Here is a 24655-nt window from a genome sequence, read left to right as displayed (position 1 = left end):
TGGTCAAATAACGCCCATAGACTGCATAGCGCGAGCTACCTTGATAAAGCCGGTAACGTTTGCACCCAGAACATAGTTGCCTTCAGCGCCAAACTCGGCTGAGGTTTCATAGCAGCTCTTGTGGATGTCAATCATGATGTCCTCAAGACGCTTTTGAGTATAGTCGAAGGTCCACGAATCACGGCTGGCGTTCTGCTGCATCTCTAAAGCTGAGGTTGCAACGCCACCGGCATTGGCAGCTTTGCCCGGGCCGTACATCAACTTGGCATCTTGGAAGATGGCAATACCTTCCGGTGTGGTAGGCATGTTGGCGCCTTCAGCGACCGCAATGCAGCCGTTCTCAACCAGAGTTTTTGCGTCGTTGGCGTTAAGCTCGTTCTGGGTAGCGCAAGGCAATGCGATATCGCAAGGAACGGACCAGATGCTGCCGCCCTTAACGTATTTTGCGTCTTTGTGGAACTCGGTGTAGGCGCTAAGGCGACGACGCTCCACTTCTTTGATCTGCTTCAGAGCAGCCAGATCAATACCTTTCTCGTCCACAATGATACCGCCCGAGTCGGAGCACGCAATAACCTTGGCACCGAGCTCATGAGCTTTAGCAATGGCGTAGATGGCGACGTTACCAGAGCCGGAAACAACCACTTTTTTGCCTTCCATGGAGTCGCCACGAGCCTTCAGCATTTCCTGAGTGAAGAATACTGTGCCATAGCCGGTTGCTTCGGTACGTGCGCGGCTGCCGCCCCAGTCGAGGCCTTTGCCGGTAAGTACGCCAGACTCGTAGCGGTTGGTGATGCGCTTGTATTGGCCAAACAGGTAACCGATTTCGCGGCCACCTACACCGATGTCACCGGCGGGAACGTCTGTGTATTCACCAATGTGGCGATACAGTTCGGTCATCAGGCTTTGGCAGAAACGCATGATTTCGTCATCGGAGCGGCCTTTGGGATCAAAGTCGCTGCCGCCTTTGCCGCCGCCGATAGGCAGGCCGGTTAGGGCGTTCTTGAAGATCTGCTCGAACCCTAGGAACTTGATAATGCCCAGATAAACAGACGGGTGGAAACGCATGCCGCCTTTGTAAGGCCCTAGGGCGCTGTTGAATTCCACGCGGAAGGCGCGGTTGATGTGGATCTCGCCACTATCGTCCTGCCAGGGCACGCGGAAAATAATCTGGCGCTCGGGCTCACAAATACGTTGAATGATCTTCTTCTCGGCAAATTCCGGATACTTCACCAAAACGGGGCCGAGTGTTTCCAGAACTTCATGTACAGCCTGGTGGAACTCAGTTTCACCCGGATTGCGGTGCAGAACGTCTTCGTAAATCAGCTCCAGTTTCTCATCGAGTCGGGCAGCCATAAAAGTCTTCCTCATTTCGGTTCTTGCTTATTGCAGGAAAGTGGAAAGGATGGTGGAAAAATGGGGCGGTGATTTGAGCATATTGCGGGCGATTTGGCAAGCGAGTGTCGTGGTAGGCGCTCGAGCAGATACCTCTAACAGTTACCCCCATGGAGATGCGGCATTGTGTCTCACGCGCGTCGCCACAGGTCTGTTTATCATTGCCAGACAGTTTTGTTCTTCAGATTGATAAAAGAACCGCCTCTGGAAATCCTTGTATGAAAGACCCAGTATTTGCGAGCTGCGCAAAATCAGTTGTGATTTGCCTCGCAGTATGGCCAGCGCTGACCGCCGCTCAGACCACCGAAAACAACCTAGTTATCCGGGTAACCGAGGGCCGCACCAGCGAAAGCGCTTCAGCTGTGCTGGCAAGTGAGCCGATAAACCGGTTGGCTTCGGACCCGTCGGTTTCTCTCTCCCGAATGGGTGGTCGTGGTTTGGAACCTATAGTGCGCGGGCAAAGCCAGGAAAGAGTGGATGTGCTTCTGGATGGTATTCGTGTGGAAGGCGCTTGCCCCAACCGCATGGACCCGCCGACCAGCCGACTGAGCAGTGCGCTGGCCCCGGTTCTGGAAGTCAGAACCAATAACCGCACATTGCGCTGGGGCCCGATTGCCGGTGGTCAAGTGATTGCTACCACTGCCGCCCCGAAGTTTAATGGGCAAGCAACTACCGGGCAGGTAACCCTTGGCGGATCCGACAACGGTAGTGGCAAGCTGGTAAACGCTGCTGTGGCAGTGGGTAATGAGGACGCATGGCTAAGGCTTTCAGGGAGCTATGACGAAGCAGACGATTACGAAGACGGCGATGGAAACAAGGTGCGTAGCGCCTATGAAAACGCTGAAGGCCGCGTTGATGCTGCGTGGACAGCGGAGAATGGATTCTTTATCAAAGGTATGGTCAGCCGGCAGGAAGAAAGCGATGTGAAATATGCCGGTTCCGGCATGGATGCGCCACAAACCGACACGGACATTTACCGCTTGGAAACTGGCTCCCCGGTAGCGAATGGCGAGTGGAGCTTGCTTGCCTGGCAGGCGGATGTTGACCACATCATGGATAACTTCAGCTTGCGGCAAGCTGGCATGATGAAAATGCAAACGGATTCCATCACCGAAACCCGTGGCCTGCGCTTTACTCTTGATCAAAGTCCTAGTGGTTCAACAGACTGGGCGATAGGCGCAGATGTAGAGACCAACGACTGGGATGCCACCCTGCTTAACCTGACCAACCCCATGCCGATGATCGTATCACTCATGTGGCCCGGCGTGGAAAGGGAGCGTGTTGGATTGTTTGCTGAAGGCTTTCAGCGCATTGCACGTGATTTAAAAGTGGGAGCGGGCCTGCGATACGACCGGGTGGAAATGGACGCTACAAAAGCTGGAAGTGTTGCGAGCATGAATATGACCCCCTCCATGCTATACCAAGGTGCCTACGGAACAACCGATGTAGAAACTGAAGACAATAATGTTAGTGGGTTTGTCTCCGGTGAGTGGCGCTTGCCACAGAATCAAGCGTTGACTCTCACCGGCAGCCGCAGCGTGCGAAGCCCCAGTGTTACCGAGCGCTATTTGGCGCGCAACACCATGAGCGACAGTTGGATTGGCAACCCCGATCTGGATACCGAAAAACACCACAAATTGGAGTTGGCCCTAAACGGTAGTAAAAATCAGTGGAGTTGGAGGCCGGTTGTTTGGGTTGATCAGGTGGATGATTTTGTACTGCGCTATAAAGAAACGCAGGCCCAATGCGGAAAATCCAGAGGTTGTACCCGCTATAGCAACATTGATGCGCGGCTGTTAGGTGTTGAAGTAAACGTCGGTTGGACCGACGGCACATGGAGCAGCAGCAGTGCGCTGGCTTCCATTCGCGGTGAGAACCGTGATGATAATAAGGCCCTCTCACAAATTCCGCCGGTTCAGTTTGTGCAAACTCTGGGCTGGCAGAGCTTGGGCCACAGTATTGAAGCGCAGTGGCAATTGGCTCGCCGTCAGGATCGCATCGATCCACTGTCTGGTCTGGATGCAGGAACCTCACCTGGGTATGGCGTGTTTAACCTTTCGGGTAGTCACCCGTTAATGGAATACCTCACTTTTAGCTGGGCTCTGGATAACCTCTTGAATAACACCTGGGCGCCACATGTGAGCCGCGCAAACACAGACCCGTTCAATGCAAGCGCTGTGCGCGTGAACGAACCGGGACGCACGTTGCGCGCTGCACTGACGGCCAGATGGTAAACCTTGTAATGGCGGTTGCCCGCTACTCATAGCCGGCGGGTAACTCTTCGCCCCGTGCAGGATTTACTCCCCCTGCGCGGGGCTTTTTTGTAGAAGCCGTTCTGAGCCGCCCCATTAGCTATGGGCTATGCTCTAACTGACTCAATTGCAGGAGAACAAACCATGAGACTTGAAACAAAACGAATTCTGGTAACCGGCGGTGCTAGTGGCTTGGGATTGGCGGCGGTTGAGCGCTGTCTGCAAGAGGGTGCAAGGGTTGTGCTTGCAGACCTGTCTTCGAGCGAAGGTGCGCAGGAGGCGCGGCGCTTGAGTGTTGAATACGGCGGCCGTTGTCTGTTCGTGCCGGTGGATGTCACGTCCACTGCCGAGGTGGATGCGCTGGTTGATAAAACGGTGAGCGAACTCGGAGGCCTTGACGGTGTTTTCAACAATGCCGGAATCGGTGGGCTTAGCGCTGCGGTTGATTACCCGGATGATGACTATCTGCGAGTCATTGATATCAACTTAAATGGGGTTTTCCGCGTAGCTCGTGCGTCGTTGCGGCAAATGTATATGCAGGGTAGTGGTTCGATCGTTAACTGTGCCTCGATTCTAGGCGTTTTTGGCCAGAGCAATACCGTTGCATACTCTGCAGCCAAAGGTGGCGTGGTGAACATGACCCGTACTCTGGCGCTGGAAGCGGCTACAAAAGGCGTGCGTGTGAACTCCATCGGTCCGGGCTACATAGACACCCCGCTGCTGAAGGATCTGGATGAGGAACTTCGGCAGGGCTTGATCAGCCTGCATCCAATGGGCCGCCTTGGCCGCGCAGAGGAGATCGCCAATGCGTTCCTGTTTCTGGTCAGTGACGAAGCCAGCTTCACAACTGGCTCTACGCTCATGGTCGATGGTGGGTTTACCGCGGGCAAATCCTGACAGTCGCCGGGGGCAAGAGGGTAGGTTGGTGTGTCTTACTCTTGAATATATTGATAACCTATAGTTATTACCTAATAACTGCTTTCGAGGTGGCTGGTGGTGAAACACATTTCTGTACTGGGCGCGATCGTGCTTGGATTGGTTTGCTCGGCACCTGTTCTGGGTGCGGATACCTCTGGCCAATTGCAGACTGCGGCGGTTGAGCGCAGTGAACTGCAGGAAACCCTCGTGTTGGATGGGGTGATTGAGGCGGTTCAGCAGAGTACCGTATCTGCACAAACCAGCGGCACCGTACAGCAGCTGCCTTTCGATGTAGACGACTCGGTGGCTGCCGGCGATTTGATTGTGCAGCTGGATAGCAGTGAGCAGCGCGCTCGACTCAATCAGGCGCAAGCTGGCCGGGATGAAGCCAAAGCAACTCTGGATGATGCCCAACAGCAATTTGACCGGATTGAAAGCATCCACGAACGCGGGCTTGTGTCCCGGCAGGAATTTGATAGTGCCAGAAACAATCTTGCCGCTGCAAAAGCCCGCCTGGAGCGCGCCGAAGCCGCATTGGCAGAAGCCCGGGAACAGTTGAGTTATACCCGTATTATTGCGCCTTACGGCGGCATACTGACTGAACGCCATGTGGAACTCGGTGAGTCTGTCAGCCCCGGCCAGCCCCTGCTCAGTGGTCTGTCCCTAGAGCAGTTGCGGGTTGTTGTAGATCTGCCCCAGCAATATGCCGATTTGGCCCGGCGCGACCGCCAGGCGAAGGTGACCCTCGGCGATGGTCGGGTGCTGGAAACCGGCGAGATGACGTTTTATCCCTACGCCAACCCGGCGACCCATACCTTCCGTTTGCGTATGCGCCTGAATGAGCCCAACGGGTCATTGTTTCCGGGCATGCTGGTGAAGGTGGGCGTTCCGGTCGCAGCGCGTGAAGTGTTGTGGATACCCGCCAGCAGCCTTGTTCGTCGCAGTGAGCTGAGGGCAGTGTTTGTGCTTGATGAGCAAGGCCGCCCTCGGTTACGGCAGGTTCGTACCGGTGCGCAGCAGGACGGCCGCCTGGAGGTTCTGGCAGGGCTGAGCCAAGGCGAGCAGGTTGTTATGTACCCTGGTGAACTGGTGGGTTCAGATCGTTTGAACAAGGAGGCTCGGAATTGAGCAGCAAACTGCCTCCGGTCGGCCCTTCAGGGGCGATTGCCCGGGTTTTTCAGGATAACCATCTAACGCCTTTGATAGCGCTACTTTCTATTATTCTGGGCGTGCTTGCGGTTGTGGTCACTCCAAAAGAGGAAGAACCGCAGATAGACGTCACCATGGCGGATATCATGATCGCGTTTCCGGGTGCCAGCACCCAGGAAGTGGAAAGCGCCATCGCAACGCCTGCTGAGCAGGTTATGAGCGAAATTTCCGGCGTTGAACACGTGTATTCCGTGTCCCGTCAGGGCCAGGCAGTTATCACCGTGCAGTTTGAAGTGGGTATTCCGCGCAAGGAAGCGCTGGTTCGGCTCTATAACCAGGTGTACTCCAATCAGGACTGGTTGCCGCCCGAGTTGGGTGCTTCTCAGCCGGTTATAAAACCTAAAGGCATTGATGATGTGCCGGTCATGACGCTGACTCTCTATGACCCGGTGAATGGTCATACCGGAGAAGAACTGACGCGTCTGGCCCACATGCTGGAAGTGGCACTCAAGCGGGTGCCCGGAACCCGGGATGTTTACACCGTGGGCGGTGTGCCCGACCGGGTGGACATCCATTTTGATCCGGCTTTGCTTGCCGGGTTCAATCTTACCCTCGGCGATATTCGCGATGCCCTGAAAGCCGCCAATGCCAGCGCTCAGGAAACCCGCATTACTCGCGACAACCTGTCCATTCCGGTTCAGGCGGGCACTTTGTTGGAGAGCGTCAATGATGTGCGCAGCCTCGTGGTTGGAATGCACGCTGGTGCAGTGGTGTATCTGGATGACGTGGCCAGTGTCAGTCGTGGCGGCACTGTGGCCGACCAGAGTGTGATGACCGGTTTCGGCCCAGCAGCAGATGCCAACAGTGTTGGTCAGGCCGGTGATGTGTACCCGGCCGTGACGCTCGCCATTGCCAAGAAGCCCGGGCAAAACGCTGTGGATATCACCCGGGCTATTGAACAGAGGCTGGAGCAGATCCGCAACCGGGCTTTGCCTGAGGGTGTGGAAGTTATTGTTACCCGGGATTATGGCGAAACGGCCTCCGCGAAAGCCCAGAAGCTGATTTCTGATCTTATCTCCGCCACGCTGGGCGTGGTGTTGCTGGTGCTGATCGCCATGGGTTGGCGTCAGGCATTGATCGTCGGCATAGCGGTACTGATTACGCTGTTGCTAACGCTGGTATTCTCCTGGGCTTGGGGCTTTACCCTGAACCGAGTGTCGCTGTTCGCACTGATTTTCTCCATCGGTATTCTGGTGGATGACGGCATAGTGATCACAGAAAACATCAACCGCCGGATTCAGAATTCTAGGCACCCGCTAAAAGACATCATCCCGGTTGCTGTAGACGAAGTGGGCACTCCCACCATTATGGCCAGCCTTACTATTATGGCGGCGCTGCTGCCTATGGCCTTTGTGAGTGGCTTGATGGGGCCTTATATGAGCCCCATTCCCATCAACGCATCTGCCGGTATGGTGCTGTCCCAGATCGTTGCGTTTGTAGTCGCGCCCTGGTTGGCGTTCCGGTTGTTGAAGCGCAAAGAAGGCGAAGCCGTTACGGGAACGGAAGAGTCCGGCAGTTCCGCGGACGGGGTCAGCCCCTTGGCCATGAAAATATTTGGCGGTGTTCTTACGCCCTTCCTGGGCGAGCACCACTGGCGTCGCCGCTTTCTGGCTCTCGGCGTGATCCTGCTCACTTTAGCTGCGGCGTCTTTGCCGGGTTTTCAGGCGGTGATCATGAAAATGCTGCCCTTCGACAACAAATCAGAGTTCCAGATTGTGGTGGATATGCCCGAGCACACGCCGGTTGAGCAAACTCAGCGGGCGCTTCTGGAGATGGGGCATTATCTGGAAACTGTTGAGGAAGTGACCAGCTGGCAGAGCTACGCAGGCACCGCCGCACCCATCAACTTCAATGGTCTGGTGCGCCAGTACTACCTGCGTAGTGACCCGTACCAGGGCGATATTCAGGTGAATCTCAGCGATGAGAGCGTGCGGCCCCGCCAGTCCCACGACATCGCCCAATCGCTGCGCGCGCCGCTGACCGCTATCGGCAAGCGCTACGATGCCAGCGTCAAGATTGTTGAAGTGCCGCCCGGGCCGCCAGTGCTTTCGCCCGTAGTGGCAGAAATATACGGTGCAGACGCTCATCAGCGCGCCAAGCTGGCCCGTTCTGTGGCTGCCGGAATGGCAGAGGTGGAAGGACTTGTGGATATTGATACCACGCTTGAAGCCCCCACACGGCAGTGGGAAATTGCAGTGGATCGCGCTCGGGCTGCCCGTTTGGGCGTATCTCAGGCGCAAGTGGTTGTGGCGTTACAAATGGCGCTGGGTGGCATGAACGTCAGCTTTTTGCACGACGATCATGCCAAATACCCTGTGCCTATTCGGGTAACGCTTGAGGATGTCGATAAGGCTCAGCCATCGGTGCTTATGTCTCTGCAGGTGCGCAGCCGCGATGGCAACCTGGTGCCTCTGGCCAGTATTGCCCAGGTGCGCGAAGCCGACTGGATCGGCGCTATCTACCATAAAAACTTGCTGCCGGTGACCTATGTAACCGCCGATATGGCGGGTGACGTAGACTCGCCCCTATACGGTATGTTCTCTATGGTCTCGCGCCTGAACCAGCAGGAAGATGCGCCGCAGCAATTCTTTATTGGTCAGCCACCCCTGCCTGAAAAAGGCACTCTTAAATGGGATGGTGAGTGGCAGATTACCTATGAAACCTTCCGGGATATGGGCGCAGCCTACAGTGTGGGTGTGTTCATGATCTTTGTGTTGCTGGTGGCGCAATTCCGTTCGTATATTCTGCCGCTGGTGATCATGGCGCCCATACCACTGACCCTGATCGGCATTATGCCCGGGCATGCTCTGCTGGATAGGGAATTCACCGCAACTAGTATGATCGGGATGATTGCGCTGGCGGGTATTATTGTGCGCAACTCCATATTGCTGGTGGTCTTCATTCAGCAACTTCTGGATGAAGGAATTGAGCTGGAGAAAGCTGTGGTTCTGGCGGGGGCAGTGCGTATCAAACCCATAGCCCTGACGGCGGTCTCAGCGATGGTGGGTGCTTACTTCATCCTCAATGACCCCATCTTTAACGGGCTGGCAATTTCGCTGGTGTTCGGGCTTGCGCTCTCGACCTTGCTGACTGTTGTGGTAGTGCCTCTACTGTATTACACCTTGGCTAGATGCAAGTGGGTATAAAGCTGCGAGCATACGGACAGGCTGCTAACTGCCTGTCCAGTAGCGCTGCATTTTCATGAACAGGAACGAAGCGCTCCAGGTGATTAATACTAACCCGGTGAGCCCTTCGATTCCGGTCAAAAAACGTAGTGCGCCCAAGGGTTCGATATCACCATAGCCAACGGTGGTAAAGGTGCTAAAAGAAAAGTAAACGCAGTCCAGAAAACTGCCGTTGAAGTTGCCTGCCAGAGTGCCCCAGGTATCCGCGTGGTGCATGAAGAAATAGGCGGCGGCAAACACCCACACCTGTACGGTGTGAGCCAGCAAAACGCCAAGAACAGCCGTGACTAGGCGCAAGTGGTGGTGAGTGTGCATTATTTTCAAAAGGGCGCTCAGGCGAACTAGCGCCTCGCGGTGCATGAACACAACAATCACCACAATGAACGCGTTGATAACTGTGGCGCTGAGCAGGTTGGCATAGTTTTCTGAGAACAAACGTATAGTACTCCTGACAGTACGCTTTATAGTAATCCGGAGATGCTTTTCAGGTGCCGTGAAGAGATATCTGGTTATTCGTTCCCGTCTTCTGGCGGAGCTTTATTTACCTTAGCTGGCCCACACGCTATGTCCAAACGATTTGTACCCGTAATCATTCTCGCTGCCGGAATTTTGGGTTTCCTGTTTTTGAAAATGACCCGCCCGGAGCCAGCTCAGGTGTCTGCTACCGAGCGTACCTGGCGGGTAGAGGTTCAGCGGGTTGAGCCAAAAGCCCACACCCCTATTTTGCCTCTGTACGGCGAGATAGTAGCGCCCGAGCAGGTATTGGTGATTGCCACCTTGGCTGGTCGCATTGGTGAGCGGCCCGTCGCCGAGGGTCAAAGAGTTAGCAAAGGTGATCTTTTGGTGGCTCTGGATGTTCAAGATACTGAACCAGTGCTTGCTCAAGCAAACGCCCAAGTGGCTGACCTTGCGGCGCAGATTCGCTCAGAAGAGGTGCGTTATCGCAACGACCAAGTCGCGCTGAAAAGCGAGTTGGCCATTCTGGATAATGCCCGCAGGCAAAGGGAGCGCACTCGATCTTTGGTAGACCGTAATCTTGCATCTCTAGAAAATCTGGAAAGTGTAACCGACGGTGTGGCCAGAGCGGAACTCAGTGCCAGTAATCGCCAGCGCGCTATCGATGAACATCCGGCGCGGCTGCAAAGCCTAGAAGCCAGATTGGCTCAGGCCGAGGCAACTCTGGCGATCACCCGGCGAGATGCTGAGCGCGCTCGAGTTATTGCTCCGTTCGATGGCGTGGTAACGGATGTTCAGGTGGCGGTGGGAGATCAAGTATCAAGAAATCAGAAACTGCTCTCCGTCTATGCCTCAGAAGGTATGGAGCTCCGGGCCAGAGTGCCTGAGCGGTATCGTGCTGAGTTATTAAACGCTATGGCGAATGGCGAGGATCTCTATGCATACAGTGATAAGCAGGAGGTTCGATTCCGGCTGGAACGTTTTGCTGGTACTAGCGACCCAGCTGGAACTGAGGCGATTCTCGAATTGGCAGGAGACTCAGCAGGCTTGCGTCCGGGTGCTCTTTTGCCTGTCAGCCTTGAACGGCCGCAGCGTAGTGGGACTGTAGGTATTCCTTTCAGCGCTCTATACGGCGCCAATAACGTATATCTGGTTGCAGATGACAGTCGCATGCAGCGTGTTTCTGTTGAACGGGTTGGCGAGGCAGTCTCCGACAACGGCGAGCGGCGCCTTTTAATTGCCGGTGAAGCGCTCAAGCCGGGTGCGCAATTGGTTGTTACCCACCTTCCGAATGCGCTTACCGGCTTGAAAGTAGACATAGCAAATACAAATGAAGACAAAGGGAGCGTCCCGGAATGAGGCGCAGAAAAGGCGTCATTGGCTTTTTTGTACATCACAAGGTCGCTGGCAACCTTGTGATGTTGATGATGCTGCTCGCCGGTACCTTGGCGCTTACTCGCATGAACGTGCAGTTTTTTCCTACCTTTGCGCTCGATATAGTCAGTGTGCGAGTGGTTTGGAGTGGTGCCTCTGCAGAGGATGTGGAGCAGGGTATTACCAACCCGCTGGAACAGCGTTTGCGCAGTGTGAATGGCCTCAAGAAGATGACTTCCACTTCGGCGCAAAGCATTGCCTCTATCACTCTGGAGTTTCAGGAAGGCACCAACCCGATCACTGCACTGGATGATGTGCGCCAGCAAGTTGATGAATTCAACAACCTCCCTACAGACGCTGAAGAGCCTCGAGTCGCCCGTATCGAGCGTTACGAGCCCGTTGCCCGCCTGTTGATGTTCGGAGACGTTGATCGCAGCGAGCTACGGGCTTTGGCTTACCGATACGAAGATGAGCTCTTGCAACAGGGTATAGACCGGGTGTCTTTCCGGGGGTTGCCCGAGCAGCAAATCAGTATCGATATCCCTGTTGAAAGGCTGGAGACCTTGGGGCTTACACTTGAGCAGGTTGCCGACAGAGTGGCTTCGGTTTCGCGGGACTTGCCCGCTGGAATCATGGCGCAGCAGGACTCGGCTCGGGAGCTACGGTCTGTAGAGCAAAGGCGCAGTCCTCAGGCGTTTGAATCGTTACCGCTACTCAGTGATGAGCGTGTTCAGCTGCGGCTGGGAGATATTGCCGATGTTCGTCAAGAAGACCGCGATAGCCAAGTTTCCCTTATCCGTAACGGCTTTCCTGCCATTGAATTGCAACTGCAAAGAGCAGAGAACGGCAACTCCTTGGCAGCCGCGAAAGTATTGGAACAATGGCTTGAAGAAACCCGGGCCACGATGCCGCCGTCGATACAGTTGGAAGTTTACGACGAGACCTGGCAGCTGCTGAACGACCGTATCTCCCTCCTTACTAATAATGGTCTCAGCGGTTTGATATTGGTTGTGTGCCTGCTGTACCTGTTCCTCCCCGGGCGCGTTGCACTTTGGGTGGCGGTCGGTATTCCCACGGCGTTTCTGGCAGCTTTGGGTGTGTTCTGGCTGATTGGCGGCTCTATCAACATGATGTCCTTGTTTGCGCTGATTATGGCGCTGGGGGTGATTGTTGATGACGCTATTGTTGTGGGGGAAGACGCAGATGCCCACGCCCGCATGGGTGAGGCCTCTATTTATGCTTCGGAAGGCGCAGCAAAGCGCATGGTTTGGCCAGTGCTGGCATCGTCGTTAACCACGGTCGCCGCGTTTATGCCATTGCTGGTGGTGGGTGGTGTTATCGGTAATATTCTTGGCGATATTCCGGTCATCATGATTTGTGTACTGATCGCGTCCTTGCTTGAGTGTTTCATTGTTCTGCCCGCTCACTTGCGGCATGCTTTCAAACCCCGAAATGCCAATAAGAATACGCCAGAGCCTGCGGCGCCCAGCCGCAATCCTGTCGCACGTTTCCGTGTTGGTTTTGAACGCCGTTTTGATCGCTTTCGTGAAGGTCCATTTCGCCGGTTTTCCCAGCGTAGTTTGGAGCATAGAGGCATCACTATGGCCTGTGTGGTCGCTTTGGCGCTAGTAACCGTGGGCCTGCTTGCTGGCGGTCGCCTCGGATTCAACTTCTTTCCAACGCCGGAACCCTCGGTACTTTACGCCAACGCCAGTTTCGTTGCGGGCACAGACAGCAAAACCGTTGATCAATTTATAGCGGATATGCAAACGACATTAAATGAAACAGAGTCGGCACTGGGCGGCAATCTGATACTACACGCCGTTACCACAGAAGGTGCAACACTGGGTGCGGGAGGCAGTTCCCGGTCCGGAGATGAACTGGGCTCTATGATGATTGAGTTGGTGCCTTCGGATCAGCGCCCTGTGCGCAATCCGGAGTTTATCAACGAATGGCGCAGCCGACTGGCTCTGCCTGCTGGGTTGGATAATCTGGCGATTTCCGAGCGTCAGGCCGGGCCTCCGGGCCGGGATGTGAACGTGCGACTGACTGGTGACAATTCACAGAACCTAAAGCTTGCTGCTGAAGAGCTGGCGCAGGCGTTATCGACCCTGCCGGGAGTACTGGATGTAGAAGATGACATGCCCTGGGGCCGGGAGCAGCTGATCTACCAAACCAGTGCCTACGGTCAAGCCTTAGGCCTCACCACAACCGACTTGGGGCGCCAATTGCGGGCGGCCTTCGATGGCCGCGTCGCCCAGATTTATCAGGACGGTCGTGATGAAATGGAAGTGCGTGTGCAGTTGCCTAAGGAGCAACGTGAGCGTTTATCCACTCTGTCTCGGGTGACGGTGCGCACACCCGATGGCCGTTTTGTCCCGCTGGGGCAAGTGATGAATCTGGATCATCGTCAGGGTTTTGAGGCATTGCGCCACGCCGATGGCAAGTTAGCGGTTGAAGTCACTTCTGCGTTGAACACACGGGTAAGCACCACGGCACAAATTATCGAGAGTCTGGAGGCGGATGCCTTGCCTGATATCGCGAGCCGCTACAACGTACGCTACAGCTTCGAAGGGCGGTCGGCGGATCAGCGGGAAACCATTAACGATATGAAAACAGGCTTAGTGGTCGGCATAGCCTTGATGTATGTAATATTGGTGTGGGTCTTCGCTTCTTGGAGCCTACCGTTGATCGTGATGGCCATTATTCCGTTTGCACTAGTGGGTGCTTTGCTGGGTCATTGGGTGATGGGGATTCAGCTTACGGTTCTATCGCTGTTTGGGCTGTTTGGTCTTGCAGGCATTGTGGTGAACAACGCCATCATTCTGGTTTCCTTTTACAATCATCAGCGAGAGAAGGGGTTGGGTATCAATGAGGCGCTGAATGAGGCGGCTGTGCAGCGGGTGCGCGCCGTATTGCTGACCTCCCTGACCACCATTGGCGGCTTGCTTCCGTTGTTGTTTGAGACCTCGCTGCAAGCACAATTTTTGATCCCTATGGCCACCTCTATCGCGTTTGGCTTGGGCCTATCGACTGTTCTGGTGTTGGTGATTATTCCGGCCCTGCTATCTTGGCTGGAGCAGTTTCGGGAATGGCGGGGGACTTAAATGGCAGAATCTCTGCTGGCGGTTAGAGGGCTGAGCAAGCACTTTGTCAGCGGCAACGAAACCGTTCCGGTTATTGAAAAACTGTCGTTTACCCTCGGGCAAGGCCAGTCCCTAGCACTGACCGGCCGATCGGGCTCCGGCAAAAGCACCCTGCTGAATCTATTGTGTGGATTGGAGTTGGCAGACGCTGGCACCATCGTGCTGCAAGGACAGGTTTTTGAAACTGGAGCCAAAATTGCCCGGCAAAAGGCAATGAAATGGTCGAGCTTGCGACGGCAGCAGATTGGCGTGGTGTTTCAGGAGGCCAACCTGATGCCAGCACTTACTTTGCTTGAAAATGTGCAGTTTCGAGCCCAGCTGGCTGGCCGTTCTACAGCAAGCAGTCAAGACTGGCTGACACGTTTGGATATAGGCGCTCTGGCCCAGCGTTATCCAGATCAGGTCTCCGGTGGCCAGCGCCAACGGGCAGCCTTGGCCATGGTGTTTGCAATGGAGCCAGCGTTGATTCTGGCGGACGAACCCACAGGTAGTCTTGATCGCCATACAGCTGATGAAGTCACACAGGTATTGTTTGATCTTCAGGCCCGTTACGGCTGCGGCTTGATACTGGCTACCCACGATGCCGAGCTTGCTGCCGGTTGCCAGCAGCATTTGGATCTTGGCCATTTGAGCAGCTTATGAAGGGCTTGCCATCTCTTTTGGCCTCGTTCTCCTTGCCCGGGGCCCTATTCAGTCACTATCGCCGTCACCCCCTGCAACTGCTTGCTTTAGCAGTCATGATTGTTCTTGCCACTATGCTATGGACGGGGGTAAATCACCTCACCAGCCAGGCTCGGGCAAGCCTGAATCAGAGCGAACAGGCGGTGGCGGAACGCCAACAAGTGGTGCGGGACGATGGCCAAATGCTGGCGGTTGATGATTTTGTAGCACTGCGCCTTGTCGGTGTCTGCGTGATGCCCTGGTTGGAAGTTACCCCTGAAACCGGCAACCGCCTTGTGGGGATCGATCCCCTGGCGGCCTATTGTTTTGGCTCCAGAAACCGCCCATCTCCGGCTTTGGACCAGCCTCTTAACGGCAAGCCCTTTTTGGATATGGGTGTGGCTACTGCCATTAAATCTCGCGATAGCCGTTTGTATCTTCTGACGCCAGACACTACCCAAACTGCTGACCTGCCGGGTGGGTACCAACTGACCAGCTTTTCAACCAGCCCGGACACCGGCGAGCTTGGCGACAGCTTTCTGCTCAATCTGGAAGCCTTGGGCATACTGGTGTTGCTGATTACGGCTTTGTTGCTGCGCAGTGTCTATCTGTTGGGGCTTGTGCAGCGCCGGGACAGCTTTGCTCTGCTGCACCGGTTTGGTGTTTCGCCTGACCGGGTTCAGCGTTGGTTGGTATTTGAAATCCTTGCGCTGGCCCTGATGTGTGTTGTTCCCGGGGTAGGCTTGGGCCGATGGCTAGCGGCGGGGCTTGGTGGCGGGTTTGGACAGGCGCTTGATGGCTTGTTTGATATTCCGCTTTACGCCGGGCAGGGGCAAGGCTGGGCAATGCCGGTTCTGGTTATGCTGGCCGTTGTGGTTATTGCTTGCTTGGGCGACTTACTTCTACTCAGATTTCGTGAACGTCTCTCGTTGATATTGCCTAAGACGGTTTACAGCGGTTTGGCAGCACTATTATTGGTGGCCGGTTTGGCCATGGCTTGGCTGGCGCCCTCTCTACCTTGGGTGTTTATTGCGGTTGCTTTGGTTTTCGCCGGCGCCGGTTGGCTGGCACCTTATGCTGTCGCCCGGATTGCCCGCTGGTGTGCTGGCCGTTCGACAAAGCCCCTCGCCCTGTGGCGTTATCGGGAGCTGGCTGTGCTGGCGCGCCGCCTGACGTTGCCACTGGTCGCCTTGCAGTTTGCACTGGCCATGGTGCTTGCTGTGCAGGCGCTGGTTACCACGTTCGAAGATACCTTCGACCGCTGGCTTGGGCAGCGACTTGAAGCCGCTTATTACATCGAAGTGCCAGCCGGAGCTGATGGGCGCCAAGCGGCAGAATGGCTAACCCGCCAGCAGACAAATACTCCGGGCCTACAGTGGCACAGAGTGATGCGTGGGCAGGCCCAAGTTACCGGTACGGACAATGCCAATAACCCACAAGTGGATGTGTTTGCAGTAGCCCCCGTGGGCGCTTTGATCCGCTCATGGTCGTTATTGGAGGCTGCAGACCAACACTGGGAAGCCTTGGACTCTGGATCCGGGGTGATGATTAATGAGCAGCTGGCGCGTCGGCAAAATCTAAGTGTGGGCAACAATCTGAAACTGCGCCTTGGTAATCAGCAGCGGGTGATGCCAATACAGGGTATTTACCCGGACTACGGGCGCCCCGTGGGCGAAATCCTGTTGAGCGCAGAAACACTGCCTGACAGCTTCAACGTTCGCTTCGAGAGTTTTTCTGTTACTCCCGGCAAGCCCGGAATCGCGCAGATGACCGATGCACTACAGGGAATCTGGCAGGTTGAAGCGCTTTCAATGAGAGATAACGGCACCATCCGCGAACTGGCTACCAGTGTATTCGACCAGACCTTTGCGCTCACCCGAGCGATGACGTTGCTCACTCTGATTCTGGCGGCGGCTGCCTTGTTGATGATGGGTTGGGTATTTTTCTCAACCCGGGCTTGGTACTTCCGGCTGCTGGTAGCGTGGGGTATGTCACAACGCCAGGTCGCAGGGCAGCTACTACGGCTGGCGCTATTGTTGACCGGTGGTATCGCGGTACTGGCTTTACCACTGGGTATTTGGCTGACGTGGGTGCTGGTGCATAGAATCAACCCTCTTGCCTTTGGTTGGACGTTGCCTATGGCAGTGTACCCGGCATTTTGGTTTGAGCTTGGTATGCTCAGTTTGGCCGTCGGCTTGAGCATCGCCGCGCTAATGCGTCGGCAACTGGGTAGACCGGCTGTGGCACCTGTATCCGCTAGCGCGCTGACGGGAGGAGAGCGATGATTCGACACGGCATGTTGCTCCTGACTTTGTTCGTGTTTTTAGGCTGTTCCAGCGACAACTCAGATGAAGGCTTCGCGGGTTTGGCCGGTGTCGAACAAAGCGTCAGACTAGATACGCCGTATTTGCAGCCGGGCTCAGGTGACCAGCTGAACTTTCCGGAAGACTTTGGGCCACACCCGCAACATCGCATCGAGTGGTGGTACCTCACTGCAAACCTTGAAACAACTAAGGGCGAGCCATTAGGGCTGCAGTGGACGCAGTTCCGGCAGGCGCTTCAGCCCAGAGCGGTAAGCGAGTCAGCCCCGGCGGCCACCGACTGGCCACTGCAAGCCGCTTGGATGGCCCACGCTGCAGTGAGCTGGAAGGGGCAGCATTATTTTGCCGAAAAACTGGCCCGTGGCGATGTGGGGAACGCCGGTGCAACCGCCGCTCCGTTTCAGGTTTGGCTGGACAACTGGCTGCTGAGCGGCAATGAGGCGAACGATCGCTGGCAACTGCAAGCTGCGGGTGACGGCTGGAACTACGACCTGACACTCACCATTGAAGGCGAGCCCGTGGCCCATGGCGAGGCAGGCTTCAGTGCGAAATCTGCCAGCGGAGAAGGTTCGATGTATTTCAGCCTTGTTGACATTGCCATTGCCGGAGAAGTCACATTGGGAGGCGAAGTGCTGGAAGTAAGGGGTAAAGGTTGGTTTGATCGAGAATGGAGCAGCCAGCTTCTGAAAACCGGACAGAAGGGTTGGGACTGGTTCGCGCTGCACCTGAACAGCGGCGACAAGCTGATGGCCTTTCGCTTGCGGGATGAAAGCGGCAGTTTCCTATCAGGCACCTGGCTCCCGGCGAAAGGTGCCCCGGTGCCCTTGGGCGCCGATGAATTAAACCTGAAAGAGCTGGAGCGTCGCGAGGGTGTGCCTGTGCGCTGGCAGCTAAGCGTTCCAGACTACCATCTGGCTATAGAACTAAGTGCACCCCCTGGTGACTATTTAAATTCCGGGCTTTATCCTTATTGGGAGAGCCCAGTCAGTGTATCCGGTAGCCATCAGGGAGAAGGGTATATGGAGCTCACTGGATACGCCGACTAACGCTTGTATTACCAAGTAATACTGTTATCAGACGACCCAGCACCGGAATCCATGCTCGTGTCCGGGCTGAGAGGGCGGATATCGATAATGGCCTCACTTTCGTTGGCTTCATTTTCAATAAGCTCCCTAAGTCGCAATCGCTCTTCTTCCAGCGGGTCAGACATATCAATGATAATTTCTACGCGTCGGTTTTTCGCACGGTTTTCCGAAGATGTGTTGTCTACCCGGGGCTCTGTATCGGCCAAGCCCTTGACTGCTAGACGTGTTGGTTCAACGGCGCCCGTGGCCAGCAAAACGTTTGCGACCGCTGCGGAACGGGCCGCAGAAAGATCCCAGTTGCTATAAAAACGCGATGTTCGGATAGGGATGTCGTCGGTATGGCCTTCCACCGTCAGATCGCCCGGCATATCCGCCAACACCTTGGCCATCTCCAGAAGCAGGCCTTCAAATTCCCAGGTTAGCTTTGCCGAACCAGAAGAGAAGGAACCCTTTTCTTCAATTCGAATAACAATTCGATGCTGGTCCTGATCTTTTTCTACAGTAATGCGCCCGTCTTCAATAGCATCTTCAAGCACCTCTTGAATGCTGGTGGTGCTGGCTTCAAGAGCTTCTTCTGCTGCTGAATCCAAAGCTTCTTCCGTAGGGCTTTTGAGGGTTTGCAGCTCTGGCTGCTGATCGGTCGTGGTTTGTTTGACCTCGTTGACCAGCGTTGGCTCCGGAGGGGCAGGCGAAAATTTATCAAAGACCGGGCTGGTGCCCATGGGGATTTCCAGTGCGGGTACGTCTCGCTGCACACCAAAGGCTTTTGAGAGCTCGCCAGCTATCTGTTTGAACTTCATTGCGTCGATTTCGGAAAACGACAGCAAAAGCACAAAGAAGCACATGAGCAGGGACATCAGGTCAGCAAAGGTAACAACCCAAGCCGGAATACCCGGTTTTTCCTCTTCTGGAAGCTCGTCCATGGGATCTATCCGCTGGCGGCCTCCGCCTCGGGCGCTTTATCGCGCTTGTTCGGGGGCAGGTAGCTGGAGAGCATCTGTTCTATAACGCGCGGGTTTGTGCCCTGCTGAATAGCCACTACTGCGTCTGTATACAGCATTTGTAAGCGAGCTTCTTCCGTCATGCGCAGTGTAAGCTTATCGGCGATGGGGCCAGCGATCATGGTGGCAATCATTGCACCGTAAAGTGTAGTCAGCAGCGCAACCGCCATAGCCGGGCCTATGGATTTGGGGTCTTCCATGTTCGAGAGCATTTGTACCAGACCAATCAAGGTACCAATCATACCCATTGCAGGTGCTACATCGCCCATCGCCGTGAATACCTTGGCGCCGGAGCGGTTGTGGTCTAGCGTCATCAAACGTTCTTTGTCCAATAGTTGCTTGATGGTCTCGCCTGGTTGGCCATCCACTAACATCTGAATGCCATTACCGAGAAATGGAGAGCCGACTTCACGCCCCTCAAGGCCAAGAGCCCCCTCTTTGCGGGCGACGTTAGCAACGTCCACCAACTCTTCAATGCTGGTCTGAATTTCGGGAAGTTTAAACTTGAACGCCCGGGCAGCAACTTTGAAGGCCCCCAGAAACTGCGGAATGCTGAACTTTGCAAGCACAACCAGCAAAGTGCCACCGACTACGATCAATAGTGAGGCGCCGTTAATAAATACATCCGGGGCTGCACCAAGAACAACGGCGGTGACAATAAGTAACATTGCGCCTAAAAGGCCAATCAGGGTGGCAAAATCCACATGCTCTCCGGAGAATTTAGTAGTGATAAGTTGCAGGCGGTGAGATTACCTGTAGTTCATTAATCGATCAATCCGATTGTGCAAAATGTCCGTGTTCTTCCTTATGCTCTTTCCAAGCCGCGTATTTGTGCAAATCCGACTCCACTAGTTTTAAACATAGTGCAACAACACCAACATCGTCCACAAACCCGATGCCCATAATGAGATCTGGAATAAAATCCAGCGGATTCAATACGTATAGCAATGCGCCTGCCATGGCCGCGATGCTTTTCCAAGGCACATTGCGGTAGCTTCCGTTCCAGTAATCTCGGATAATGGAAAACATCAACTTGATATCGGCGCTGAAGCGTTGCAGCTTGCCGCTACCTTTGACTTTTTCCTCAATTGCTTTCTGCCGCTCTAATAGGGCTTCCAAATCGGCGCGGTTTACCTTCTCCGATTCCGCATCTAACTGCTTACGTGCATCTTTCTGGCTGAAAAAAGCCATGAACAAGAATCCTCTGTTGGTTAATTGGCGTTGGCAGAGCACTATATTGTCAGGAAATTGGCCAGTCCGCCGCGTCCACGGTATGCAGCCCAACGGGTTGCTTGGCATGACCATGCCAAGTTTCAACAAAAGCACCGGCTGGATCGTACTGTTGTGCCTGCTTTTCCAGATTGAACCGCCTTAAACCCCGCGGATCGGCACCCACGCCAGCCAGATACTGCCAATTGCCATAGTTGCTTGCTACATCATAGTCGATTAATTGCTCTTCGAACCATGCGGCGCCATAGCGCCAGTCCAGCTCCAACTCGTTCACAAAACAACTGGCAACCAGCTGGCGGCCCCGATTGCTTATGTAGCCAGTTTCTCGGAGCTGGTTCATGGCTGCATTTACCAATGGGTATTGGGTGTTGCCTTCACGCCAGGCTTTGAAACGATGGCCGTAAAAGGTTACTGGCCGCCGCTTGTGTTGCACGCCGTCACGCCGGAATAGATCAGCACCGTGTTTGAGGGCGTACCAGTAAAAATACTCCCGCCATAGCAACTCAAACCACAGCCAGTAAGTGGATTCGTTTTTGGTTTCTGTGCGCTCATAGTGCGCAATGGCTTCTGCAACTTCTCTGGCTGAGAGCGAACCGTCGGCCAACCAAGGTGAAAACTTGGAGGAAGCGTCCCATTCATTAAACGCGTCGAGGGCGTTTCGCGTTTGCTTGTAATCAGTGATGGCATGGTTGCCGAACAAATACTCCTGCAATCTCGCTAGACCCGCCTGTTCTCCGCCGGTGAAAGCACAGGGGTGTAAGGGATCTTCAACAGGCGGGCATTCGCCCCGGTTATCCTCGGGAAATCCCGGAGCCGGTGGCAATGCGGTGAGGGTACGAATTCTGAGTAGTGAGGGGCCATGCTCTCCGGTTTGCTCAATCTGCTTGCGAAACTTGGAAAAGGTTTCTGGCAGCTCTTCCAAGCCCATGGGTAGCGAGCCTTCGGTGTACAGGCTAAGCGTTTCGAACTCTTGAAAGGCTGTATTTGGCAGCTTGTCTTGCAGGGTTTGCCATTGGCCAGCTTCACGGGTTCCCGGTTGGCGTGAGCGGATAACGCAATTTATGCCGTGGTTATGGGCCAGTGCTGGAACCACTTCTTCAGGTTTGCCGTACGCAATATGTAACCGCTGTCCCAAAGTTCTTAGGCTGCGCTCTAAAGTCATCAAGCTTTGCCATAGAAAGCGCCAACGATGAGTGCCCATGGCTTTGGATTGCATGGGCCCGGGTGTGAACCAGCGCGGGTCAACCACGTACACACACAACAGCATGTTTGCCCTTGAGGCTGCCAGAAGAGCTGCGTTATCGTGTAAGCGAAGGTCTCGGGTAAACCAATATAAAGTGCGCAAATTAACGGTTCCGTTTTTCAGGTATTTACGAATGTCAGTGTGAGATTTACGCACCAGCCTGCCATAAAGATTGCTGGGAGACATGGGGGCTAGTGCTTTTGTTCGATGATACAGTAGCCGTTATCAGGCCGATGTCGGCTTTGCCAAACCGGATCAGAGGAGATTCAAGATGATTAAATCCCGTGCTGCTGTGGCCTTCGAGGCTAACAAACCGCTGGAAATCGTTGAGGTGGATGTGGCTCCACCCCAAAAGGGTGAGGTTCTGATTCGCATTGTGGCAACGGGTGTTTGCCATACCGATGCTTACACGCTGTCAGGTGCTGATCCCGAAGGCCTGTTCCCGACTATTTTGGGCCACGAAGGTGGTGGTATTGTAGAGGCTTTGGGTGAAGGCGTGACTGGTCTAGAGGTTGGTGACCATGTGATTCCGCTTTATACGGCGGAGTGCGGCGAGTGCAAGTTCTGCACCTCTGGCAAGACCAACCTGTGCGGCGCCGTGCGAGCAACGCAGGGTAAAGGCGTGATGCCCGACGGTACTTCTCGCTTCTCATACAAAGGCGAACCGTTGTACCACTATATGGGCTGTTCAACCTTCTCTGAGTACACGGTGTTGCCAGAAGTGTCTCTGGCAAAAATTCCCAAAGAAGCCCCTTTGGATAAAGTGTGCTTGCTAGGTTGTGGCGTAACCACAGGCATTGGTGCGGTAATGAATACCGCCAAGGTTGAAGAAGGCGCAACGGTTGCGATCTTTGGCTTGGGTGGTATCGGCTTGGCGGCGATCATTGGTGCCAAAATGGCAAAAGCGGGTCGTATCATTGCCGTAGATATCAACCCCGGGAAATTCGAAATTGCGCAACAGCTAGGTGCAACCGACGTGGTTAATCCAAAGGACTACGACAAGCCCATTCAGGAAGTCATCGTCGACATGACAGACGGCGGCGTAGACTACTCTTTTGAGTGTGTTGGCAATGTTCAGCTTATGCGCTCGGCACTAGAGTGTTGCCACAAGGGCTGGGGTGAATCCATCATCATCGGCGTTGCCGGTGCGGGCGAAGAAATCAGCACTCGCCCGTTCCAACTGGTCACAGGCCGAGTATGGAAAGGCTCAGCGTTCGGTGGTGTAAAAGGCCGCACGGAGTTGCCGGGCTACGTGGAAAAAGCAGAGAAAGGCGAGATCCCTTTGGATGTGTTCATTACTCACGAAATGCCCTTGGAAGACATCAACAAGGCGTTTGAGTTGATGCATGAGGGTAAAAGCATTCGTACGGTTATTCACTTCTAAAACAAGTCCTTTTCCTTCGTACCAACATCCAACGTTGGTTGACCAGTTAACACAGCGCCAAACCTGAGAATCTGACATAGGCCAGCTTCTCAGGTTTGCCTGCTCCGCTGCTTTTCGTAACTATCTGATAGTGTTTAAAAGTAGGAGCTAGAGTGACAGAGTTATACGCCGATGAAGGGAGCAAGGGTGGCTCATAATAGGGCGCATAACTCCAGAGGTAGCTGTGGTGATGGGCTCTCAAGATGCTGTTTTAATTATGAAAGTTTTGTGTTTTGGACGCGATTCAGTAGAGTTTTACAATGGGTGATATGCGAAAGTGTTCGTATAATTAGCTGTTAAGTTTTTTGCCGCACGCTCATCGACTATGCTGTAATACGTTGTAGTCGAAAATTCGAGGGTATAGTCATGAGTGTCACCACAGTTCGCCTCCAAGCAGAAGTTGAACAGCACCTGGAAGCAATCGCCGGCAGGCTGCACCGGAGCAAAGGCTGGGTAATCAACCAGGCTTTGTCAGAATACATAGAAAAGCAGCAGCTTGAGCAAGAGCGATGGAAACAAACGTTAGAGGCAATGGAGTCTGCTGCCCGTGGCAAGGTGGTTGATGCCAGCGAGGTTCATAGCTGGCTTAATAGTTGGGGAGCCGAGAACGAGCAGGACGCACCGAGGTCAGGTAAGTGAAACTGGTTTACACGGATGATGCCATTGAAGATTTGAAACGTTTGAGGGAGTTGATTGAAGCCCACAATCCATCGGCGGCAGCTAAGGTTGCCGCCGAACTGGTTGGCAAAATCGGACTGCTTCCAGACTTCCCCAAAATGGGCACACCCGTTGAAATAGCACCGGTGCCAGACTCTGTTCGAGATATGGTTTTTGGAAAATACGTCGTTCGATACTCACTTCATGCCAGCACCATCATTATTCTGCGGGTATGGCATGGCCTTGAAGGTGAACGATAGTAATTTAACCAGGCGTGGCACTCGGATGCCCTTGTCTCCGCTTCGCTACGCCAAAGTCACCGGTGCGCTCAGCGTTAATTGTAGACAAGCATGAACATAGAGTTCGTAGAAAAGGCTGATGAAGAAGGGTTTCTGCTCATCGACGGGGCAGTCAAAATCGAGGGCTTCATTCCGGAAGACTCGGTTGCATGCCACAAGTGTCAAGAACCGGCGATTTACTCTGAGCCTTTTGATGCTTTTATCTGCGCATATTGCAACATATGGCTTGAAGGTCGCTGCGGAGATGCAGGGTGTAGGTATTGCGAAAACCGACCTGAAAAGCCACTCCCCAATGAGAACCAGCGGCGTCGCATGCGGCACAGTATCAAGGAGCTTCAGTCCGACCGCTGATGCGGCAGCTGAGCATGGCGTTACAAAGCAAGGGAGAATGTGTAGTAATGATCGCCAGAGAGTGGAAATGCCGAGTGCCTGAAACCCATAGCGAAGGGTTCACGGCATATTTATACGAAACTGGCATCAGGGATTCGTCCGCAACAGTAGGCTTTCTCGGTGCCCAGATTTTGCGCCGCGCCCTGACGGGAAAAATTGAACTTACCCTAATCACGTACTGGGACAAACTGGAGTCAATCCACGCGGGGGAGTACCAGTTGGTAGCGCTCAACAGAAACTCACATCACACCGAAGATGAAGCGAGAAGGATATGCGATACGGAGCTCTTATTGTTGCGATTTTGTTTGGGATTTCGGGATGTAGTTCATTGGGCACCGAGCATGGAACTTACGCTCTGGAGATAGTTTCTCTCTCCCAAGAAGGAAAAACGCGACACGTAAAGTTCAATATACG

18 protein-coding genes are annotated in these 24655 nt (G+C 54.4%); 12 read left to right on the top strand and 6 right to left on the bottom strand.

Annotated features, from left to right (window positions below):
- Positions 1 to 3: 3 nt before the first annotated feature.
- Entirely contained in the window at positions 4 to 1353 is a 1350-nt protein-coding gene (gene gdhA, locus MWU62_RS01230) for an NADP-specific glutamate dehydrogenase (protein ID WP_247113043.1), read from the bottom strand.
- 257 nt (positions 1354 to 1610) lie between these two features.
- Here gdhA and MWU62_RS01225 point away from each other — a divergent pair, with 257 nt between their 5' ends.
- From MWU62_RS01225 to MWU62_RS01210, 4 genes are all read left to right on the top strand, one after another.
- Positions 1611 to 3626, top strand: coding sequence for a TonB-dependent receptor (locus MWU62_RS01225; RefSeq protein WP_247113042.1), 2016 nt, complete (start codon positions 1611 to 1613; stop codon positions 3624 to 3626).
- Between the two features lie 162 nt (positions 3627 to 3788).
- Positions 3789 to 4541, top strand: a complete 753-nt coding sequence (locus MWU62_RS01220) for a 3-oxoacyl-ACP reductase family protein (RefSeq protein ID WP_247113041.1) — start codon at positions 3789 to 3791, stop codon at positions 4539 to 4541.
- A gap of 99 nt (positions 4542 to 4640) precedes the next feature.
- Positions 4641 to 5690 (top strand): efflux RND transporter periplasmic adaptor subunit, encoded by a 1050-nt coding sequence (locus MWU62_RS01215; protein ID WP_247113040.1) that lies wholly within the window; start codon positions 4641 to 4643, stop codon positions 5688 to 5690.
- On the top strand, positions 5687 to 8917 hold the full coding sequence (locus MWU62_RS01210) for an efflux RND transporter permease subunit (protein ID WP_247113039.1): 3231 nt from the start codon (positions 5687 to 5689) through the stop codon (positions 8915 to 8917). The genes MWU62_RS01215 and MWU62_RS01210 overlap by 4 nt, the downstream gene beginning before the upstream one ends.
- A 24-nt stretch (positions 8918 to 8941) precedes the next feature.
- On the opposite strand, the gene MWU62_RS01205 is transcribed toward MWU62_RS01210, so the two are convergent.
- Entirely contained in the window at positions 8942 to 9367 is a 426-nt protein-coding gene (locus MWU62_RS01205) for a potassium channel family protein (RefSeq protein ID WP_247113292.1), read from the bottom strand.
- Between the two features lie 153 nt (positions 9368 to 9520).
- Between MWU62_RS01205 and MWU62_RS01200 the strand changes: the two genes are divergently transcribed.
- From MWU62_RS01200 to MWU62_RS01180, 5 genes are read left to right on the top strand one after another with little or no spacing between them, the layout of a single operon-like run.
- Complete coding sequence (locus MWU62_RS01200; protein WP_247113038.1) at positions 9521 to 10771, top strand: HlyD family efflux transporter periplasmic adaptor subunit; 1251 nt, start codon at positions 9521 to 9523, stop codon at positions 10769 to 10771.
- Positions 10768 to 13893 (top strand): efflux RND transporter permease subunit, encoded by a 3126-nt coding sequence (locus MWU62_RS01195; RefSeq protein ID WP_247113037.1) that lies wholly within the window; start codon positions 10768 to 10770, stop codon positions 13891 to 13893. The genes MWU62_RS01200 and MWU62_RS01195 overlap by 4 nt, the downstream gene beginning before the upstream one ends.
- Positions 13894 to 14574: an ATP-binding cassette domain-containing protein gene (locus MWU62_RS01190; protein ID WP_247113036.1), complete on the top strand. Its 681-nt coding sequence runs from the start codon at positions 13894 to 13896 to the stop codon at positions 14572 to 14574.
- A complete protein-coding gene (locus tag MWU62_RS01185) occupies positions 14571 to 16877 on the top strand; it encodes an ABC transporter permease (protein WP_247113035.1) in 2307 nt (768 codons plus the stop codon). Before MWU62_RS01190 ends, MWU62_RS01185 begins: the two co-directional genes overlap by 4 nt.
- Complete coding sequence (locus MWU62_RS01180; RefSeq protein WP_247113034.1) at positions 16874 to 17959, top strand: lipocalin-like domain-containing protein; 1086 nt, start codon at positions 16874 to 16876, stop codon at positions 17957 to 17959. The genes MWU62_RS01185 and MWU62_RS01180 overlap by 4 nt, the downstream gene beginning before the upstream one ends.
- 8 nt (positions 17960 to 17967) lie before the next feature.
- On the opposite strand, the gene MWU62_RS01175 is transcribed toward MWU62_RS01180, so the two are convergent.
- The 4 genes from MWU62_RS01175 to MWU62_RS01160 all read right to left on the bottom strand — a co-directional run bounded on the left by MWU62_RS01175 (position 17968) and on the right by MWU62_RS01160 (position 21574).
- Positions 17968 to 18921, bottom strand: coding sequence for a flagellar motor protein MotB (locus tag MWU62_RS01175; protein WP_247113033.1), 954 nt, complete (start codon positions 18919 to 18921; stop codon positions 17968 to 17970).
- Positions 18922 to 18926: 5 nt separating this feature from the next.
- Complete coding sequence (locus MWU62_RS01170) at positions 18927 to 19703, bottom strand: MotA/TolQ/ExbB proton channel family protein (protein WP_247113032.1); 777 nt, start codon at positions 19701 to 19703, stop codon at positions 18927 to 18929.
- Between the two features lie 67 nt (positions 19704 to 19770).
- Positions 19771 to 20190 (bottom strand): YkvA family protein, encoded by a 420-nt coding sequence (locus tag MWU62_RS01165; protein ID WP_247113031.1) that lies wholly within the window; start codon positions 20188 to 20190, stop codon positions 19771 to 19773.
- 49 nt (positions 20191 to 20239) lie between these two features.
- Positions 20240 to 21574 carry a DASH family cryptochrome gene (locus tag MWU62_RS01160; RefSeq protein ID WP_247113291.1) on the bottom strand — a complete coding sequence of 445 codons (1335 nt, stop codon included), beginning with the start codon at positions 21572 to 21574 and terminating at the stop codon, positions 20240 to 20242.
- A gap of 169 nt (positions 21575 to 21743) precedes the next feature.
- Between MWU62_RS01160 and MWU62_RS01155 the strand changes: the two genes are divergently transcribed.
- From MWU62_RS01155 to MWU62_RS01145, 3 genes are all read left to right on the top strand, one after another.
- Positions 21744 to 22856, top strand: a complete 1113-nt coding sequence (locus MWU62_RS01155) for an S-(hydroxymethyl)glutathione dehydrogenase/class III alcohol dehydrogenase (RefSeq protein WP_247113030.1) — start codon at positions 21744 to 21746, stop codon at positions 22854 to 22856.
- A gap of 405 nt (positions 22857 to 23261) precedes the next feature.
- Entirely contained in the window at positions 23262 to 23534 is a 273-nt protein-coding gene (locus MWU62_RS01150; protein ID WP_200367931.1) for a ribbon-helix-helix protein, CopG family, read from the top strand.
- Positions 23531 to 23812 carry a type II toxin-antitoxin system RelE/ParE family toxin gene (locus MWU62_RS01145; RefSeq protein ID WP_247113029.1) on the top strand — a complete coding sequence of 94 codons (282 nt, stop codon included), beginning with the start codon at positions 23531 to 23533 and terminating at the stop codon, positions 23810 to 23812. Before MWU62_RS01150 ends, MWU62_RS01145 begins: the two co-directional genes overlap by 4 nt.
- Positions 23813 to 24655 lie beyond the last annotated feature (843 nt).

The sequence above is a fragment of the Marinobacter sp. S6332 genome (assembly GCF_023016045.1).
GTDB lineage: Bacteria > Pseudomonadota > Gammaproteobacteria > Pseudomonadales > Oleiphilaceae > Marinobacter.
The sequence above is the reverse complement of the archived record's forward strand: the minus strand, read 5'-3'. Positions and strand labels throughout refer to the sequence as shown.

Coding starts and splice junctions, on each gene's coding strand:
- MWU62_RS01165 (WP_247113031.1), bottom strand. CDS start 20,190: ATGGCTTTTTTCAGCCAGAAAGATGCACGTAAGCAGTTAGATGCGGAA.
- MWU62_RS01220 (WP_247113041.1), top strand. CDS start 3,789: ATGAGACTTGAAACAAAACGAATTCTGGTAACCGGCGGTGCTAGTGGC.
- MWU62_RS01190 (WP_247113036.1), top strand. CDS start 13,894: ATGGCAGAATCTCTGCTGGCGGTTAGAGGGCTGAGCAAGCACTTTGTC.
- MWU62_RS01185 (WP_247113035.1), top strand. CDS start 14,571: ATGAAGGGCTTGCCATCTCTTTTGGCCTCGTTCTCCTTGCCCGGGGCC.
- MWU62_RS01200 (WP_247113038.1), top strand. CDS start 9,521: ATGTCCAAACGATTTGTACCCGTAATCATTCTCGCTGCCGGAATTTTG.
- MWU62_RS01180 (WP_247113034.1), top strand. CDS start 16,874: ATGATTCGACACGGCATGTTGCTCCTGACTTTGTTCGTGTTTTTAGGC.
- MWU62_RS01195 (WP_247113037.1), top strand. CDS start 10,768: ATGAGGCGCAGAAAAGGCGTCATTGGCTTTTTTGTACATCACAAGGTC.
- MWU62_RS01175 (WP_247113033.1), bottom strand. CDS start 18,921: ATGGACGAGCTTCCAGAAGAGGAAAAACCGGGTATTCCGGCTTGGGTT.
- MWU62_RS01225 (WP_247113042.1), top strand. CDS start 1,611: ATGAAAGACCCAGTATTTGCGAGCTGCGCAAAATCAGTTGTGATTTGC.
- MWU62_RS01155 (WP_247113030.1), top strand. CDS start 21,744: ATGATTAAATCCCGTGCTGCTGTGGCCTTCGAGGCTAACAAACCGCTG.
- MWU62_RS01150 (WP_200367931.1), top strand. CDS start 23,262: ATGAGTGTCACCACAGTTCGCCTCCAAGCAGAAGTTGAACAGCACCTG.
- gdhA (WP_247113043.1), bottom strand. CDS start 1,353: ATGGCTGCCCGACTCGATGAGAAACTGGAGCTGATTTACGAAGACGTT.